This window comes from Carbonatibacter coralli (assembly GCF_039592655.1).
GTDB classification, from domain to species: Bacteria; Pseudomonadota; Alphaproteobacteria; order Kiloniellales; family Kiloniellaceae; genus Carbonatibacter; species Carbonatibacter coralli.
The window spans coordinates 39,682-54,885 of record NZ_JBBUTJ010000001.1; the positions used below are offsets into that span (position 1 = coordinate 39,682).

14 protein-coding genes are annotated in these 15,204 nt (G+C 55.1%); 7 read left to right on the plus strand and 7 right to left on the minus strand.

Annotated features, from left to right (window positions below):
* Window positions 1-243: 243 nt before the first annotated feature.
* Both AAAH10_RS00075 and AAAH10_RS00080 read left to right on the plus strand, forming a co-directional pair.
* Window positions 244-1,419 carry an efflux RND transporter periplasmic adaptor subunit gene (locus AAAH10_RS00075; RefSeq protein ID WP_343559215.1) on the plus strand — a complete coding sequence of 392 codons (1,176 nt, stop codon included), beginning with the start codon at window positions 244-246 and terminating at the stop codon, window positions 1,417-1,419.
* Window positions 1,416-4,634: an efflux RND transporter permease subunit gene (locus AAAH10_RS00080; RefSeq protein ID WP_343559216.1), complete on the plus strand. Its 3,219-nt coding sequence runs from the start codon at window positions 1,416-1,418 to the stop codon at window positions 4,632-4,634. Before AAAH10_RS00075 ends, AAAH10_RS00080 begins: the two co-directional genes overlap by 4 nt.
* 35 nt (window positions 4,635-4,669) lie before the next feature.
* Here AAAH10_RS00080 and AAAH10_RS00085 read toward each other — a convergent pair whose 3' ends face one another.
* Genes AAAH10_RS00085 through AAAH10_RS00095 form a run of 3 tightly spaced genes read right to left on the minus strand, consistent with a single transcriptional unit; the run spans window position 4,670 to window position 5,541 of the window.
* On the minus strand, window positions 4,670-4,906 hold the full coding sequence (locus tag AAAH10_RS00085; RefSeq protein WP_343559217.1) for a hypothetical protein: 237 nt from the start codon (window positions 4,904-4,906) through the stop codon (window positions 4,670-4,672).
* Entirely contained in the window at window positions 4,906-5,133 is a 228-nt protein-coding gene (locus tag AAAH10_RS00090) for a sulfurtransferase TusA family protein (RefSeq protein WP_343559219.1), read from the minus strand. Before AAAH10_RS00090 ends, AAAH10_RS00085 begins: the two co-directional genes overlap by 1 nt.
* Before the next feature lie 15 nt (window positions 5,134-5,148).
* Complete coding sequence (locus AAAH10_RS00095) at window positions 5,149-5,541, minus strand: DUF423 domain-containing protein (RefSeq protein WP_343559221.1); 393 nt, start codon at window positions 5,539-5,541, stop codon at window positions 5,149-5,151.
* A gap of 178 nt (window positions 5,542-5,719) precedes the next feature.
* Here AAAH10_RS00095 and AAAH10_RS00100 point away from each other — a divergent pair, with 178 nt between their 5' ends.
* Entirely contained in the window at window positions 5,720-6,475 is a 756-nt protein-coding gene (locus AAAH10_RS00100) for a hypothetical protein (protein WP_343559223.1), read from the plus strand.
* On the opposite strand, the gene AAAH10_RS00105 is transcribed toward AAAH10_RS00100, so the two are convergent.
* On the minus strand, window positions 6,472-7,404 hold the full coding sequence (locus AAAH10_RS00105) for a DMT family transporter (protein WP_343559226.1): 933 nt from the start codon (window positions 7,402-7,404) through the stop codon (window positions 6,472-6,474). The two genes, AAAH10_RS00100 and AAAH10_RS00105, sit on opposite strands and share 4 nt — an antisense overlap.
* A 218-nt stretch (window positions 7,405-7,622) precedes the next feature.
* On the opposite strand from AAAH10_RS00105, the gene queA reads away from it, so the two are divergent.
* From queA to queG, 3 genes are read left to right on the plus strand one after another with little or no spacing between them, the layout of a single operon-like run.
* On the plus strand, window positions 7,623-8,672 hold the full coding sequence (gene queA, locus AAAH10_RS00110; RefSeq protein WP_343559229.1) for a tRNA preQ1(34) S-adenosylmethionine ribosyltransferase-isomerase QueA: 1,050 nt from the start codon (window positions 7,623-7,625) through the stop codon (window positions 8,670-8,672).
* The gene (tgt, locus tag AAAH10_RS00115; RefSeq protein WP_343559232.1) at window positions 8,669-9,832 is read left to right on the plus strand and encodes a tRNA guanosine(34) transglycosylase Tgt; all 1,164 of its coding nucleotides are present in this window, start codon (window positions 8,669-8,671) and stop codon (window positions 9,830-9,832) included. The genes queA and tgt overlap by 4 nt, the downstream gene beginning before the upstream one ends.
* Window positions 9,833-9,884: 52 nt before the next feature.
* Entirely contained in the window at window positions 9,885-11,057 is a 1,173-nt protein-coding gene (gene queG, locus AAAH10_RS00120; RefSeq protein WP_343559236.1) for a tRNA epoxyqueuosine(34) reductase QueG, read from the plus strand.
* Here queG and AAAH10_RS00125 read toward each other — a convergent pair.
* Genes AAAH10_RS00125 through AAAH10_RS00135 form a run of 3 tightly spaced genes read right to left on the minus strand, consistent with a single transcriptional unit; the run spans window position 11,054 to window position 12,805 of the window.
* The gene (locus AAAH10_RS00125; RefSeq protein WP_343559238.1) at window positions 11,054-11,491 is read right to left on the minus strand and encodes a hypothetical protein; all 438 of its coding nucleotides are present in this window, start codon (window positions 11,489-11,491) and stop codon (window positions 11,054-11,056) included. The two genes, queG and AAAH10_RS00125, sit on opposite strands and share 4 nt — an antisense overlap.
* 50 nt (window positions 11,492-11,541) lie before the next feature.
* The gene (locus AAAH10_RS00130) at window positions 11,542-12,453 is read right to left on the minus strand and encodes a DMT family transporter (protein WP_343559240.1); all 912 of its coding nucleotides are present in this window, start codon (window positions 12,451-12,453) and stop codon (window positions 11,542-11,544) included.
* Entirely contained in the window at window positions 12,443-12,805 is a 363-nt protein-coding gene (locus AAAH10_RS00135; protein ID WP_343559243.1) for a methyl-accepting chemotaxis protein, read from the minus strand. The genes AAAH10_RS00130 and AAAH10_RS00135 overlap by 11 nt, the downstream gene beginning before the upstream one ends.
* A gap of 448 nt (window positions 12,806-13,253) precedes the next feature.
* On the opposite strand from AAAH10_RS00135, the gene AAAH10_RS00140 reads away from it, so the two are divergent.
* Window positions 13,254-15,119 (plus strand): ATP-binding protein, encoded by a 1,866-nt coding sequence (locus AAAH10_RS00140; protein WP_343559246.1) that lies wholly within the window; start codon window positions 13,254-13,256, stop codon window positions 15,117-15,119.
* Window positions 15,120-15,204: the final 85 nt, after the last annotated feature.

The window sequence follows — 15,204 nt, forward strand, 5'->3', positions numbered from 1 at the left end:
TTCTGGACATCCTAACAGCGACAATGTCTTATTCTGAAAACACTATGTTTTGCAGCGGCGCCAGCCCCGACAAAATATGATCACAAAAAGCAAATGATAAAGAAAAAATACTGGTCTTTTTACAGAGCAAAACTCATCTAGAAACAGTAGATTGCCCTGATGATGCAAAGCTCGCTTTTCCCACTCGCCCCGCAAGGTTGTGCTGACCGGCAGTTCCTTGCAGAACAGAACAAGGTTCGAACCGTGAAACTGACGACTCCTTTTGCACGCTCCCCAAAAAGACAGCTGTTCGGGGTTCTGGTCCTGCTGCTTTCAGTCCGGGTCCTCCTGCCGGAGACAGCCTTCGCCCAGGCCCGGGAATCTCTGGTGCAGGTCGACACGGTTCGCGAAACAACCCTCAATGAAACAGTCCCTGTCATTGGCCGTCTGGTTTCCGGCCAGAGCGGGACAGTCGCAGCGCAGATCAATGGGCCTGTTTCCGTGATCCACGTGGCCGTCGGGGACCGGGTTCAGGAAGGACAGATCATTGCCGAACTGGACATTGAAACGCTCAGTGCCAACCGTGCACTCGTTCGAAGCGAACTGCAGGCGTCGCAGGCACAGCTCAAAACCTTTGAAGCCCGCCGCACCCTTGCAAAGCAACAGCTTGACCGACTTGAAAAACTGCGTTCCTCAACAGCTTTCAGCAAGGCCAACTATGATGATGCGATCCAGAACCTGCAGATTGCCGATGCCGAAGTCGCCCAGCGCAGGGCCGATATCGCCGCAGTTCGCGCAAGGCTGAATCTGGCCGAGATCGAGCTGTCCAAGGCTACGGTCCTGGCCCCCTATGACGGCGTTGTTCTCAGCAAGGAAACAGAGGCCGGTGAATATGTCAGCGAGGGTGATGCTGTTATCAACCTGATGTCCCCGCAAAGCCTCGAGATTGAAGTGGATGTGCCCTCCAGCCGCCTTGATGGTGTCCAGCCCGGGCAAAGCTTTACCTTTACCATGGCCGACGGTTCCCCGCTGATTGCAACCCTGCGGGCCATCCTGCCGCGAGAGAATGTCCTGACCCGTACAAGGCCTGTCAGATTGTCTGCTGATCTGTCCGGCCATCCCGAACTTGCCGACAATCAGAGCATCACCCTGCTTGTTCCTGCCGGCAGGAAACGCCAGGCCCTGACCGTTCACAAGGATGCTGTTGTTCAAAACCCCAACGGCCCGATTGCCTTTGTTGCACAGGACGGTTCAGCCCAGTTGCGCAGCCTGCAGCTTGGGCAGCAGGTTGAAAACCGCATTGAAGTGCTCTCCGGTCTTTCCGCAGGTGAATATGCTGTCATCCGTGGCAATGAACGCCTCCGCCCCGGTACACCGCTGAAATTCGACACGCCTGAGACAGCGGCTCAGACAGGCGAAGATGCGGGAGACGAAGGATGAACCTGATCAAGGCTTCCATCGACCGCCCGATCGCAGTGCTTTCGGCCATCATCATGACGGTGCTTTTCGGTCTGGTGGCCCTGCAGACAATCCCCATCCAGCTTGCTCCGGACGTCAACAAACCGGTGATCCGCATCGAAACAAGCTGGCCCGGCGCCGCACCTGCCGAGATCGAGCGCGAAATCATCACCCAGCAGGAAGAGGAACTGACAGGACTTGAAAACCTTGTCAGCATGACCAGCAGCTCCTCCAGGGGTGAAGGAGACATCACCCTGGAATTCAATGTCGGCACAGACATGAGCCGCGCCCTGCTGCTGACAGCCAACCGGCTGGACAGGGTCAGTGACTATCCTGAAGAAGCCAACGAACCCACCCTGAGCACCTCCGGTTCGGAAGACAATGCCATTGCATGGTTTGTGATCAAGCGGGTTCCCGGAAACGACAAGCCAATCCACACATACGGTGACTTTGCCGAAGATATCATCAAGGACCGGATCGAGCGTGTTCCCGGCGTTTCCGGCGTCAACATCTTTGGCGGCAGCGAACAGGAAATCCGCATTATCACACAACCGGACCTGCTCGCACGTTACGGACTGACAGCAACCGAAGTGGCAAACACACTGCGCAATGCCAGCGCCTCGGTTTCCGCCGGGGATGTCGAGGAAGGCAAGCGTCTCTACATCGTAAGGACGGAAGGTGAACTTGATACCCTGGACGCCATTCGCTCGGTTGTGCTCAGAAGCGAAACCGACGTCCTGTCAGGAAACGTTGCCCGCGTCACCATCGGCGACATTGCAACAGTGGAGTACAACTACAAGGAACCGACAGCCTCCATTCGCCACCGCGCCAATGCTGCCATGGCTTTCAACATCACCCGCGAGACCGGTGCAAATGTCATTGCAACAATGGAGCTTATTCAAAAGGCTGTCGACGAACTCAACACCCGGGTTATTCCCGACAGCGGCCTGACACTCCAGCAGGTTTATGACGAGACAATCTACATTGATTCCGCGATTGAGCTGGTGCGCCAGAACATCTGGTTCGGGGGCGTTCTGGCAGCCGGAGTGCTTCTGATTTTCCTGCGCTCCGTTCGTGCAACCGTCATTATCTCCATGGCCATCCCGGTTTCGGTTATCGGCTCTTTCGTCGCCATGGCAACACTGGGACGCTCGATCAATGTGATCTCTCTGGCCGGTCTTGCCTTTGCCGTCGGAATGGTTGTCGATGCGGCTATCGTTGTTCTGGAGAACATCTATCGCCTGAGGGAAGAAGGCAAAAGTCCTGCCGAAGCCTCCCGTATCGGGGCCGAACAGGTCTGGGGGGCCATTCTGGTCTCTGCCCTCACAACCGTGATGGTCTTCATTCCCATCCTGCTCATGGAGCTGGAGGTCGGGCAGCTTTTCCGGGATATCGCCGTTGCCATCTCTGTGTCCGTTGTTCTTTCCCTGCTTGTATCAATCACCGTCATTCCGGCCCTGTCACGCAAGTTCATGACACGACGCGGTGATGATCTCACCCCCGAGCCTGTCCAGAAACGCCTGCATCTGCCCGTCATCGACAACTTCGCAAGCGGCTTTGTCAAAACAGTCATGGGCCTGCAGAAGTCCATCCTGAACAGCCGGATCAGATCCCTCGTTGTCGTGGCCTCCGTGGTTGGTGTGACCCTGACAGGCTCCTGGCTTTTCCTGCCAAAGCTTGAGTATCTGCCGGAAGGAAACCGCAATCTGGTCTTTGGCATCATCCTGCCACCTCCCGGCTACAATCTGGACACCATGAAAGAGATTGCAGAAGGTGTCGAGAGCGTTGCTGCCCCTCTGTGGAACAGCGAAGCAGATGGAGAAAGCAACGCTGATGCTCCACCAAAAATCGACAATTTCTTCTTTGTGGCAACACGATCCAGCACCTTTGTGGGGGCCTCAACAGAAGATCCCTCCCGCGTCGCAGAGCTGATTCCCCTGCTTCAGGAACCCGTTTTCCGGGAGCCGGGAACCTTTGGATTCATCAATCAACCCTCTCTCTTTGGGCGCGGCATCGGTGGAGGGCGCAAGATCGATCTTGATATCTCCGGCTCCGATCTGAACCAGCTGATTGCTGTGGCAGGACAGACAACCGGCATGCTCCTGCAGGCCTTCCCCATCCACGAGGGCAACCAGTTCCGTCCCAGACCGGGCCTTGAACTTGGAGCACCCGAAGTCCGGCTGCTGCCAAAGCGTATCGAGCTGGCCGACAACGGCCTGACAGTGCGCGATCTCAACACCTCCATCGATGTTTTCAACGACGGTCTGCGCGTGCAGGAAATCACTCTTGGCAACAAGCGTGTCGACATGATGTTACAGGGTCCCGAGGACAACATCCGCCAGACTCAGGGAATCAACTCCCTGCCGGTTGTCACCCGGGATGGCCGTATTGTTCCGGCTTCCGCCCTTGCCGACATCATCCTGACATCAGGACCGACGGAAATCAGACACCGTGAGCGACTGCGCACCATCACACTGGAACTGCGACCCTCCGCAAACGTTCCACTGGAGGCAGTGCTGGAAAAACTGGAAGCAGATGTGATCGCCCCTCTTGAAGCACAGGGGCTTCCGGGGGATGTACGGCTAAATCTGAGTGGAACGGCCGACTCACTGGCGCAAACCTGGGATGCCATGGTTCTTGATCTGGCTCTGGCCATTGTCATTGTCTACCTCGTGATGGCCGTCCTTTTTGAAAGCTTCCTCTATCCGCTTCTCATCCTGCTGGCTGTGCCTCTGGCCACAGCAGGCGGCGTTGCCGGTCTGGCCGGCCTCAACCTGCTGACGTTCCAGCCTCTGGACATGCTCACACTTCTGGGGTTCGTTATTCTGGTGGGGATTGTCGTCAACAACGCCATTCTTCTGGTGCATCAGACCCTGCATCACCTGCGTTCCGAAGACATGGACCCGATCAAGGCCATTCTGGAAGCAACACGCAACCGTATACGCCCGATCTTCATGTCGACACTGACTTCGGTTGTCGGCATGCTGCCGCTCGTGCTGGTGCCGGGTGCAGGCTCGGAACTCTATCGCGGACTGGGATCAGTCGTTGTCGGAGGACTGGCTCTTTCTGCTGTCCTGACCCTTCTCATCATCCCGCCGATCCTCGCATTGCTCAAAGGCGTGCTCCAGCGTGACCGGGAAGATGCCAGGCTCGCCCGCAACCGGGCGAAGCAGCAAAATGAAATTGCGGCAGAATAGGAAAGGGGGAAGCAAGACAGCTTCCCCTTTCTCCCTTATCCGGATTTGAAACCCATCCAGACCGTTCGTCCCAGCAGGGCAAACAGCACGAACCAGATAGCCCAGTAGAAACAGCGGACAGCAACAACGGTCCAGACGTAGGTTTCCTTGCTTTCAAAAGAGAACCCCAGAACATTCCTCGTGCCCTCAACAAGATAGGCCGGGAAAAAGGCTGCCGAAAACATCCACCACAGCCCCAGCAGCAGAAGACAAAGCAAAACGCGCCGGATCATCAGGTCTTTTCAATCAGAATTTCCAATGTGACATCATCCCTGTCTTCAATGGAAATCAGCCTGTATCCTGTCGTCTCGCAGAAAGACTGAAAATCCTGACGCGCACTCGGGTCCGTTGCCAGAATCCTGAGAACCTCACCGGCTTGCAAAGGCTTCATAACCTTGCGGGCCTTGAGAACAGGCAGGGGACATTTCAGCCCGATCGCATCCAGCAGATGTTCACTCATTTTCTTCTCCAGTCTTCAAAGCACAGAGCGTTCATTGGTTGCCTTGCAGGACAATCCGAAAATCGCCAGCAAAAACCAGCCGAGGATCTGCAGGGCGCCCCCGACAGGGATCAGAAAGGAAAGCGGAAAAGATCCCGTCAGGGCCTTTGTCACAAGACCACCCGAAAAGAACAGAATTCCCAGCAGGAAACAGGTCCCGCTGATCCTGCGCACCAGATGCAGCGGACTGCGTGCAAAGGCCAGCAAACCGACCGCAATCATGGCCACGGCATGGATCATTCCGTAGCTGCTGGCCAGATCAATCCAGCGCATGGCCTCCTGATCCAGAGCCGTCCCGTGACTGGTCGCGGCATCGACCGCAAGCAACAAACCGCCGAACAAACCGGCAGACCCCACCCAAAGTTTCATCGTAACCCCCAATGCAAAGGCTTGTTCTTTGGTCTCTTTCATAAAGGATTTGGATACAAACCGAAAGGCTGTCGTTTTTTGATGTCTGCGACACTTTAGCAGAACACACAAGACCCCGATCCTGTGCTAAGCATACTGAGGGGGATAACAGGTCTTCACACTTCAGGAATTTTTCACGATGTCTTTTTCCAGCCAGAAAAAAAGCAAGCAAACCGTCGTCAGGGAAATGGAACCCGGAGCAGAACAGCTCTATTCCAAACGCATGCCCGTCAACGAATTCGACACACGCCTGCTTCTCAGCACAACGGAAAGCCTGATCGAAACACTGGAAAAGCTTCCCGCTGAAGGTGCAGCAGCACTGCGGATTCTGGATGATGAAGGCTGTGACATCCTGCTGCAAGAGGCCAACAATCTGAAATATCGGGAATGCTCCCCCGTTGTCGGAACAGGTGACAGAGCCGTCACACAGGATTTCGACATCGCGCTGAACTTTACAGACAGCACGCGACTGGACGAGTTCGCCGCAGCCTTCGAACGCCAGTTCAATGCCGCGCTGGAAGCCATGTCCCCGCAGCCTTATCCGACCCCGGTTCACTTCAATGACCGCGCCATGCTGCGCTACCCGCAGGGTTCGACAGGTATTTCACCCCACCAGGATCTCAAGCGCTTTGAAGCGGTTGTCGCCATCCTGACACTGGAGGGCACAGGGGATTTCTATATCTGTGAGGATCGCCAGAAAACAAACAGCCAGCTGATCAGGGCCGAGCGCGGGATCATGATCCTGATGCGCGGCACACACTATGCCGGCATTGAGCACCGCCCGTTTCACTATGTTGAGAATCTCAGCAAGGGACGTGTCGGCTTTGGCCTGCGGTATGATGTCAAGCTGGCACAGGAAAGCACCTACAGCTACGAGGTGCCGGTCAGCAGCTAGTCGGAAACCGGCTTTGCAGGGCTCAGGCTTTTTCCTCTCAGCAGACGCCCCCAGGGAACGTTCGAGGAAAAGGCTGCGCCCAGCAGCATCGGAATGGCCGCTGCGATCTGAACCGGAACAACCGTCTCGTCCGTGATGAAAACCGAGATCATCAGCGCAATCAGCGGAGAGACATAGGCATAGAGGCTGGAACGCACAGATCCCCAGTCTCTCAGAAGCAGAAGATAGATCCCCAGTGCTCCCATGGATGCAAAGAAGACCAGATAGATAAAGGACAGCAGAAAATCGGGTCTTTCCAGCGACACAACAATGTCATACCAGCCATCGGCCTTTTCAGCGACGGCAAAGACAAGCAGAAACGAACCACCAATCAAAAGCCCGTAGCCAGCAGCGGCATAGACCGGAATGCTCTGCATCACCGGACGAACCATCACAGCCCCCAGTCCCATCGTCAGCGTGGTCACGAGAACAACAACAACACCGATCACGTCCAGGGTCCCGATATCTCCTTCGATGTTGGGAACAAAGAGCATCGAAACACCGACAAACCCGAGCAACAGCCCGACAAAGTGCCGATAGCTCAGCTTTTCCTTTTCGATCAGCGAGCCAAAAATCATGTAGCCAACCGGCAACATGGCAAAGTGAACCAGCGCGGAAACGGCCGAAGGCAGACGTGTGCTGCTCCAGAACAGCCCCAGATACAGGAAGCCATAAAGAATAAGGGCCCCGACCACAAAACGCGGCCACCCCGGCACGGCAGGCAGGCGTTTTTCCTTCAGATAAAGGAAAAGCAGGATCAGTCCGCCCGCAATCAGAAAGCGTACAGAGCCCATCCAGAACGGACCGGCAATCTCTGCGGCGACCTTGATCGGGTACCAGGTCGCACCCCACAGGAGGCACATAATTGCAAAGAGGAAAAGCGCACGCATTCGTCGGGACTTTCTATTCTTTTTGGCGAGTTCAATCCAGCCAGTCTTGAGCAAGAAAACGGGGATTGTAAAGTCAATATCCGTTGAACTTTGACTTTTCGGGAATATCTGTTACCACTGCGCCGGATGCCTTTTGATATCCGCTCAGAGCGCGCCTGTCTGAACAGATGAAGCGCTGTGGATTGACCATCGACTTCACAACAGCCGAGTTCCATTGAATGAAAACAGATCTCTTCGATTTTGATCTGCCACGCGAATTTATTGCCCAGCGACCGGTCACCCCCCGTGATGCGGCAAGACTGCTGCATGTTGCCTCCTCCCTGACGGATCACACCATGCTGGATCTCCCGGCCCTGCTCAGGGACGGCGATCTGATGGTGTTCAACGACACGCGTGTCATCCCGGCACGCTTGAAAGGGAAACGCGGCGAGGCAGGCGTTGAAGTGACACTTCACAAACAGGAACCACCCTCGGAAGAAGGTCTGGCCCGCTGGTTTGCCTTTGCCAAACCGGCCAAGAAACTGAAACCCGAAGACAGAATTGTGTTCTCCGAAGACCTCAATGCTGAGGTCCTGGGCAAGAACGAAGGCGAAGTCCTGCTGCAATTCAATCTGAGCCCGGAAGAGCTTTACCCTGTGCTGGAACACAAGGGTTCCCTGCCCCTGCCCCCCTATATTCAGCGGGAAAGCGGGTCCGATGATCAGGACCGCAAGGACTACCAGACGCGCTTCGCCAGACACACCGGAGCTGTCGCAGCCCCGACAGCCAGTCTGCACTACACTGATCGCCTGATGGCGCAGCTTGCACAGCACAACATCCGCAACACCACCCTGACACTCCATGTCGGGGCCGGGACTTTCCTGCCAGTGAAGGTGGATGACATCAAGGATCACAGGATGCACAGTGAAAACGGCATCATTGGTTCCGAAGCCGCCAGCCTGATCAATGAAACCCGCAAAAACGGCGGACGCATTATTGCTGTGGGTACAACGTCCCTCCGCCTGCTGGAATCAGCGGCCGGGGAAGACGGCACAATCAAGCCCTACAACGATGCAACCGATATCTTTATCTCTCCGGGATACCGTTTCAAATGCGTGGATGCCCTGCTGACCAACTTCCACCTTCCACGCTCCACACTCTTCATGCTCGTCTCGGCCTTTTCCGGCCTTGAGCGCATGAAAGCCGCCTACAGCCATGCCATGACAAACAACTATCGTTTTTACTCCTATGGCGACTGCAGCCTGCTGGAGAGGGAAGACAGACTGTGACAGATCAGACAACACAACAGGAAAACACAGCCCCGGAATTCGGGTTTGAACTGAAGGCCACGGATGGCACCGCACGTCGTGGTGAAGTGACAACGGCACACGGGACCTTTCAGACACCGGCTTTCATGACCGTTGGTACAGCCGGGACCGTCAAGGGCCTGACACCTGACCAACTGCGCAACACTGGTGCAGAGGTCGTGCTGGGCAACACCTATCACCTGATGCTCCGCCCAACAGCAGAGCTTGTTGCCGAGCACGGCGGACTTCACAAATTCATGGACTGGCCCCATCCGATCCTGACAGATTCAGGCGGCTATCAGGTCATGTCCCTTTCGGGTTTGCGGAAAATCACCGAGGAAGGCGTGACCTTCCAGTCCCATATCGACGGCAGCCGCCACAACCTGACCCCCGAACGCTCCATCGAGATTCAGGATCTGCTTGATTCCAACATCACCATGGTTCTCGACGAATGCACCCCCTACCCGGCAACCCACAAGGAAGCCGCCGTTTCCATGCAGCGTTCCATGCGCTGGGCCGAACGGTGCCGCAAGGCCTTCAGAAACCGTCCCGGCTACGGTCTGTTCGGTATTGTTCAGGGGTCCACCTATGAAGACCTTCGCCATGAGTCCATCAGGGCCCTGACCGACATCGGCTTTGAAGGCTACGCCGTTGGCGGACTGGCCGTCGGTGAAGGCCAGAAGGTCATGTTTGACGTTCTCGACTTCACCATGCCTGCAATGCCGACAGACAAACCCCGTTATCTGATGGGCGTGGGGAAGCCTTCGGACCTGGTTGGTGCCGTGGCGCGCGGGATTGACATGTTCGACTGTGTTCTTCCGACCCGTTCGGGACGCAACGGGCAGGCCTTTACCCGGCATGGCGCGCTCAACATGCGCAACAACCGTCACAGGAACGATCCGCGCCCGCTGGACGAGAACTGTGGCTGCATGGCCTGCACCCGTTTCAGCCGCGCCTACATCAAGCATCTCTTCACCGCCAAGGAAATGCTGGGACCGATCTTGCTGACCATCCACAACCTGACATACTATCAGGATCTGATGGCAGGGATGCGCGAGGCTATTGAAAACGGACGGTTTGAGGAATTCCAGCTTGAATTCCATCGTCTTCAGGAAGCCGGAGACATCCCGCCTCTGGACTAGGACAGACCATCGTTTCTGATGGAGCCATCACCCTTGATGAGGTTTGTGCGAGATGGGCAATCACGGCAAGGCCGCCCGCAAGACAGAGTTGCACAGCAGTGACGCGCTCCTGAAAGAACACATCAGGGCCGAGGCACTCAGGCTGGGTTTTGACGCCATCGGTTTTTCTCCTGCCCGGATCAGCGACATGGCAAAGGAACATCTCAGAGAGTTCCTGGCCAGAGGCTATCACGGCGACATGGGCTGGCTGGAAGACCGCTCCAACTGGCGTGAAAACCCCCGGGAAATGTGGGAGGATGCCCGGTCCGTCATTGTACTGGGTTGCAATTACAGCCCGGCAGAAGATCCTCTCAAACTGCTGGAACACCCGGATCGCGGCAATATCTCTGTCTATGCCCGCAACAGGGACTACCACGACTTTGTCAAAAAACGGCTGAAGGCCCTCGCCCGCTGGATCGTCACCACCATTCCGGATTGCCAGGTCAAGGTCTTCGTCGATACAGCCCCCGTTATGGAAAAAGTCTTCGCCAATCAGGGTGGCCTGGGCTGGCAGGGCAAGAACACTCATCTGGTTTCAAGAGAGCACGGTTCATGGCTCTTTCTCGGTGAAATCTACATATCGCTGGATCTGGAACCGGATGCAGCAGAACCGGATCACTGCGGGCGCTGCAGCCGATGCCTGGATGTCTGCCCGACGAAGGCCTTTCCTGCTCCCTATGTGCTGGACGGAAGGCGCTGCATCTCCTACCTGACCATCGAGAACAAGGGGCACATTGCAGAGGAATTTCGCAAGCCCATTGGAAACAGAATTTATGGTTGCGATGACTGTATTGCTGTCTGCCCCTGGAACAAGTTCGCAGACGATACACTGGAGCCCAATGTCTTCCCCCGCATCGAACTGACCGCTCCGAAACTGGTTGAGCTTGTCCAGCTCAGTGATGCCGATTTCAGACAGGTCTTCAGCGGATCACCCATCAAGCGGATCGGCAGGAATGCCTTTGTCAGGAACGTTCTGATTGCTTTGGGAAACAGCGGAGACAGCCACAGCCTGAAACAGATTTACCCTCTGCTGAGAGACAGCTCTCCACTGGTCAGGGCCATGGCTGTCTGGGCTTGCAGGCAGCTGTCCGAACCGGAGGCTTTTCATTCCCTGAAAAACGAACTCGTCCATCTGGAGGACGATAAGGCCGTCATACAGGAATGGGAATGGAACGGGGCGGCCTAGTCAAAGTCGTCAGCCCAGTCCTTGTCATCCTTGTAGGTTCCCAGATCCGGCAATTCCTTAGCAGTTTCGCCGCTGCCAGCCTGGGGATAGCAGACAAAGTTCGCGCGACTGATCTGGAACAGGGGACAGTCAGAAAAAACATTGTCCGTTCCGCGATATTCAAGGCGTCCTCGCCCACAGGTGTTTTTGGCCGTTTCAATGAGCTTGCCCAGATTTGTGCTGGATGCACTGTAACAATAGGCAAAGCCCCAGGGAGAACTCGGCGTTCTGCCATAGCGTTCATAGGACGCATCCAGCGCCTCCTGAACAATCCGGGAAGGTTTTTGAGGAATGGGATCGACGGAACTGGCAGCACAGCCGGACAGGACCAGCGCTGCAGCAAAAAAGGTGATGTGTCTTTTTACTGTTACAGCTCGAGGAAACTTTTTACCCATTTTTGCCTTCTCTCAACGACGTCTGCCCCCTGCCCGGCAGAGGAATAACCCTATTCAGTCGTAACAGCTTTACGACCAATCCGCATCCTGGAAATGGCGATTCCTCCGACGATCAGACAAAAGGCCAGAAGCGCGGAGGCATTCAACTGCTCCCCGAGGAATACGACCGAAATTCCGACACCCGACAACGGCACCAGATAATTGTTCAGCGAGGTAAAGGCTGCTCCGACCTGCCGCAGAAGTGTATAGAGCAGAATATAGGCCCCACAGGTCCCCAGAACAGCAAGCCCTGTAACAGCCAGACCACTGCGCAGAGACACGGTATGAAGCTCTGTTCCTCCGATGAAGAGCAACGGCAGGGACAGGAGCGCAGAACAGATCAGCACACCCGAAGTGCTGACAAAGGGATTCAAATCCGTGACCCTCGTCCGCCGAGCCATGACACTGTTGAAGCCGTAACTGAACGCAGACAGGGCAATGGCAATCTGACCAATCACGTTGGTGCCCAGACCGGACAGGGCCTCCGGCCCGATCAGGACAACCACCCCCGCAAACCCGACCAGGACCCCCGCCAGCTTTGGCACCGACATCTTCTCGTCACTGGTCAGAAGGTGCGCCATGACCAGCGAACTCAGGGGAACAAGCCCCATCAGGATCGAAGCCAGTGCGGCATCAACATATTGCTGCGCCCAGAAGATCAGTACAAAGGGCCCCAGCGTTCCCATCATGGCAAGCAGAGAAAACTTTCCCCAGAGCGCCGGATCCCGGGGAAGGCGCAATCCGCGCGACAGGGTAAAAAGCGTCATGAAGACCGCAGCCAGCACCAGTCTGGCAACAACACCGCTGAGCGCATCAATCGTTTCAAGGGAAATCTTGATCAACGGAAAGGAGCTGCCCCAGATCAGTCCAAGGGCAACAAGCATCACATAGTGCTGTTTTTCCGCCTTCAGATCAGACGGCATCAGAGAACTCTTGTTCAGCCTGTTCCTCTGTCCCCAGTGTCGCCTGGACTGTTTCACTGATTTTGCGGAGATTTTCGATATGGCTGCCCAGAGAGGCAAGGGTTTGGCCAATTTCTGTTGTGGCCTGACTTGTCTGACTGGCCAGCTGCTTGACTTCACCCGCAACAACGGCAAAGCCACGACCAGCCTCACCGGCACGGGCGGCTTCAATGGTCGCGTTCAAGGCCAGAAGGTTTGTCTGTCTGGCAATTGCATCAATCTGCTTGGCAACAGCGTCAACCTTTTCGATTTCTGCATTCAATTCAGCAATTTCTTCAAAAAGCCTGCCAACACTGCCTGTCACACTCGCCATCATTAAATCCTACTCATCACAATCAGCTTTTCTGCAGTGTTTCAGCCCCCCGAAGCACTACAGTCATTTCAAAATCCCCTTTTGCGAAACTTTCTACCAAAACCTGAGACAAGGAAAGTTCTTTCTCCCCAATTTCTCCGCTAAAGTTCCCGGACAGGTTCAGGTTCGACCTGTTTTGGATGGCAAAAAGAAACAATAATTGCTAATATTTATTCGACCATTTTGTGAAAAATCCCAAAAAAATGAGTTTTTTAAAGAGAGCATTTTAAAAAAACACTTTTCATTAACGGGTTTGTCCTAGTCTTGATGCGAAAATCACAGAACTGGTATATAGTTGTCCAAGCAACTAGATTCTTCAGGGTACGGACATAAACACCTATAAGTAGTTCAGACCTGAAAGAACAAGCCGCTCGAAGGTATTTAAAAGGGCTGTTATAGAGGTCTTAAGGTGCAATCTCGCTTTCTCAAATCTATCAGTGGCAAGCTTCTTTCTGTCTATGTCCCGCTGATTTCCTTTAGCTTGCTGCTGCTTTTCGCCGTTCTTGAAAGCCGCAACATCCGCAAGCTGAACAGCGAACTGACAGAACGTCTGGACAAAATGGTCGCGGTTCAGAGTACATCCCTTGCGACCCCTGTCTGGAACTATGACATCCGTTCCATTGAATCCATCCTTCTGGCCCTTTCGCGAAATCCCGAATTCTACTCTGCGACAGTCTATGATGTTGATGGCCAGGTCCTGAGCGAGAAACCCGCTGACAACATTGACCGCTATGAAGACGCCAACAAGCTGGTCAAAACCGCACCGATCAATCATCAGGCCTTCGGTCAGACAGAAGCCATCGGTTCGGTCAAGGTCAGCTTCCATGACAGCCTCATTCGCGAAGAGATTCAGGAACGCCTGATCTTTGATGCCCTTGTCATCGCGGTCACCGTGATGGTCCTGTCCTGTCTGACACTTCTTGCAACCAACACCTTTATCGGTCGGCCTCTACGTATGCTGCTGAGCTCCATCGAAATCGAGAAGCAGCACAAGAACAGACAGCCTGTCGAATGGTCATCCAACGATGAACTCGGCACTGTTGTTTCGGCCTACAACGACCTGCTGGCGAAGCAGTCGGAATATGAAACGGCTGTCAAACGCTCGGAGATGCGGGCAAAACGCTCGGAAGCCCAGCTCTCCCAGGCGATTGAGACCATGTCCGAGGGGTTTGCTGTTTACGACCAGAACGAAATGCTGGTCCTGTGCAACAACAACTACAGGAATCTTTCCGAAAACCGTTCGCGCGTCATTACAATCGGCACCCCCTTCATGACCATCATGCGCAAGCTGATCGAGATGGGGGATTTCATCGGGGTTGACGATCCCGAGGAGTATCTGCAGAACCTGCACAAGATCCACTCCCAAAGCCACGAGACAATGATCATCCAGTTGTCCAACGGCAAATGGCTGCAAATGACACACCGTCAGACTCCCGGCGGTGAAACCGTTGTGATCGCGACCGACATTTCCGCTCTGAAACTGCAGGAAAGGGAAATTCGCCTTGCCAAGGAAACGGCCGATCAGGCCAATCAGGCGAAGTCCCGCTTCCTTGCCAACATGAGCCACGAACTGAGAACACCGCTGAATGCCATTCTGGGTTTCTCTGAAATCATGAAAAAGGAAATGATGGGCGCTCTGGGTTCCGAGTACTACAAGTCCTATGCCAGCGACATTCACTCATCCGGAACGCACCTGCTGTCCCTGATCAACGATATCCTTGACCTGTCCAAGATCGAGGCCGGAGCCTTCGAGCTGACAGACGAGATGATCGATATCATCAACGAGGCCCGCGCAGCTGTTAATCTCGTGACAGGCCAGGCAACGGCAAACAAGGTTGAGGTCGCCTTCGAGATTGCCTGTCCGCGTCCGTGCCTGATGGCAGACCTGCGGGCCGTCAAACAGATTTTCCTGAACCTGCTGTCCAATGCCGTCAAGTTTACACCCGAGGGCGGTCGCGTCACCTTCCGCCAGTGGAAGAACGAGGACGGCGAGATCATGATCCAGGTTGCAGATACCGGGATCGGCATCTCAAAGCATGAGCTTAACAAGGTCATGGAACCTTTCATGCGCGCAGACACCCCGATGACAAGAACCTTCGAGGGAACAGGCCTTGGCCTCCCGCTGGCAAAATCCCTGATGACACAGCACGACGGTTCACTGGAAATCGAAAGCCAGGTGGGACAGGGCACCACTGTCACCCTCACCTTCCCGGCAGAGCGCTGTATTCCCGGTCCGATCGAAGCCGTTGAAGAAGGCTCTTCTGTCAGCGCCTGATCCGGCCTCTGTCTTCCGGGCGCCTTCCCGACACGATCGACATACCCCATAAAAAAACCCGCCGGTTGTTTCCGGCGGGTTTTTC

Bases quoted from the DNA above. Each gene is read 5' to 3' on its own strand.
- AAAH10_RS00080 (WP_343559216.1), top strand. From the start codon at position 1,416: ATGAACCTGATCAAGGCTTCCATCGACCGCCCGATCGCAGTGCTTTCG.
- AAAH10_RS00085 (WP_343559217.1), bottom strand. From the start codon at position 4,906: ATGATCCGGCGCGTTTTGCTTTGTCTTCTGCTGCTGGGGCTGTGGTGG.
- AAAH10_RS00090 (WP_343559219.1), bottom strand. From the start codon at position 5,133: ATGAGTGAACATCTGCTGGATGCGATCGGGCTGAAATGTCCCCTGCCT.
- AAAH10_RS00095 (WP_343559221.1), bottom strand. From the start codon at position 5,541: ATGAAACTTTGGGTGGGGTCTGCCGGTTTGTTCGGCGGTTTGTTGCTT.
- AAAH10_RS00100 (WP_343559223.1), top strand. From the start codon at position 5,720: ATGTCTTTTTCCAGCCAGAAAAAAAGCAAGCAAACCGTCGTCAGGGAA.
- AAAH10_RS00105 (WP_343559226.1), bottom strand. From the start codon at position 7,404: ATGCGTGCGCTTTTCCTCTTTGCAATTATGTGCCTCCTGTGGGGTGCG.
- queA (WP_343559229.1), top strand. From the start codon at position 7,623: ATGAAAACAGATCTCTTCGATTTTGATCTGCCACGCGAATTTATTGCC.
- queG (WP_343559236.1), top strand. From the start codon at position 9,885: ATGGGCAATCACGGCAAGGCCGCCCGCAAGACAGAGTTGCACAGCAGT.
- AAAH10_RS00125 (WP_343559238.1), bottom strand. From the start codon at position 11,491: ATGGGTAAAAAGTTTCCTCGAGCTGTAACAGTAAAAAGACACATCACC.
- AAAH10_RS00130 (WP_343559240.1), bottom strand. From the start codon at position 12,453: ATGCCGTCTGATCTGAAGGCGGAAAAACAGCACTATGTGATGCTTGTT.
- AAAH10_RS00135 (WP_343559243.1), bottom strand. From the start codon at position 12,805: ATGGCGAGTGTGACAGGCAGTGTTGGCAGGCTTTTTGAAGAAATTGCT.